Here is a 1,801-nt window from a genome sequence, read left to right on the forward strand (position 1 = left end):
AACTCATGTAGAGCATTAATAACTCAATCTCTTTGATGTTAGATATTATTTTAAAGAGAATTTGACCTATATTAATAAAATTTTGTAAAAAAATGAATAAAATTCCTAAGACATTAATTGTAGATGATGAGCATCTAAATAGAATATTGCTAGCTCGTTCATTACAATCATTTAATATACCTTACAGCGAAACTACTGATGGACAGGAGGCCTTGGAGTGGATAAAAAACTCAACTGAGAAGCAGTTGATTATATTATTAGATTTGAATATGCCAGTAATGGATGGATATGAATTTATGTTTCATTTAGAATCATATCCTGAAGAATTTTTGGATAAACAAATAGAGCTTATTATCGTATCAGCGGCTAGCCAAAGTAGTTTTGAAGAACTATGTGAATTAGCAGGAATAACGTTGAAAACGGCAGCTTACCTTGAAAAACCAGTTAGTAAAAATAGATTACAAGAAGCTCTCCTTCTTGCTACACAAAATTTCAGTACCCCTCTTTAATTATTATAGATGTTCTTCAATATAAAATAGGTGATTTATAGATTAAATAACCTACATTTTAAATATATGAAGTGATAATATCTTATTCAAAAACAATTATGATTAAAATTGTATTAATAGAGGATGATTTTTTGTTGGCTGATAATACAAAAACAATTTTAGAAATTAGCGGATTTAGCTGCTTTGTTGCTGAAGATGGGGAAACAGGTATCCAATTAATTGAAGCCTTTAAACCAGATATTGTTATTTGTGATATTATGCTTGGCGAGATGGATGGGTATGAGATTTTAAGAATTATTCGCTATGAAAAAGGGTTAGTCAATCTTCCATTTATTTTTTTATCAGCTAGAGCAGATTTATCTGACAAACGAAAAGGAATGAATTTAGGCGCTGATGATTTCATTACTAAACCTTTTACCACCAAAGATTTAATTGAAACTATCAATTCTAGGTTAAGAATTAGTTCTCTCAAAAAAGCTTCTGCTGATGTTGAAATTCGCAAAAATGCTACGGATATTTTTTTGAGTATCTCTAATCATGAATACCTTACGCCCTTAAATGGCATTGTAAACTTTACAGATTTAATGTCAGAAAGCATAGAAAACTCTAGTTTTCTGGATATTAATGAACTTCAAATTCTAATTGACGGCATCAGGCTTTCTGGCAAAAGGATGCTACGTATTACACGTAAGTTACTTTGGTATAACCAACTTATCTGTGGCATAAATCCTTGGAAAAATGCCTCGAAAGAAGAAGTAGATGTTATACAACTAGAAAACAAATTATTCCATCAACTCAAAAAAAGCAAATCCTCTGAATTTCATCTAATTACACATCATAATGCTTTGCCCCTTAAGGGCTATGACAGCATTTTTGTGGAAGATATTTTATCCGAACTTTATCAAAATATTATTCAATTTGCCAACGTAGATTATAGAATTTATTCTGAAATACTTTCAAATAGCTCATTCTTAACATTGACGCTTAAAAACCATTTTTTAGGAAGCTATCAAATGGATACTCAAGCGATAAAACCTTTCTATCAAGCCCATGTTACCAAAGACATGAATGGTACGGGTCTGGGCTTATACATCGTAAATGAATGGGTAAAAACGATCGGTGGACAATTAGAAGTAAAATGTACTAATAGTATTTTTGAAGTGAACCTTACTTTGCCCATTCGTATAGCCTAAAGGTATCATCTTATTTAAAATGTAAAACATGAGTCATCCCGAATTTTGGGCAAAATTTGTCCACAAGATATTGTGAATGGCTATTCTTATTCTGTAAAT

General features: G+C 30.9%; 2 protein-coding genes. Both read left to right on the plus strand.

Translation table 11 applies throughout. From position 1 onward, the window contains the following. Positions 1-92 precede the first annotated feature (92 nt). Complete coding sequence (locus tag AC07XN_RS24275; RefSeq protein ID WP_309912399.1) at positions 93-509, plus strand: response regulator; 417 nt, start codon at positions 93-95, stop codon at positions 507-509. A 98-nt stretch (positions 510-607) separates the two neighbouring features. Next, positions 608-1,702, plus strand: a complete 1,095-nt coding sequence (locus tag AC07XN_RS24280) for an ATP-binding response regulator (protein WP_494744920.1) — start codon at positions 608-610, stop codon at positions 1,700-1,702. The last annotated feature ends 99 nt before the right edge of the window (positions 1,703-1,801 follow it).

The sequence above is a fragment of the Arcicella sp. GW458-12-2-14-TSB2 genome (assembly GCF_059423785.1).

Excerpts from the sequence above, each read along its gene's own strand:
- AC07XN_RS24280 (WP_494744920.1), top strand. The coding sequence starts at position 608 with ATGATTAAAATTGTATTAATAGAGGATGATTTTTTGTTGGCTGATAAT.
- AC07XN_RS24275 (WP_309912399.1), top strand. The coding sequence starts at position 93 with ATGAATAAAATTCCTAAGACATTAATTGTAGATGATGAGCATCTAAAT.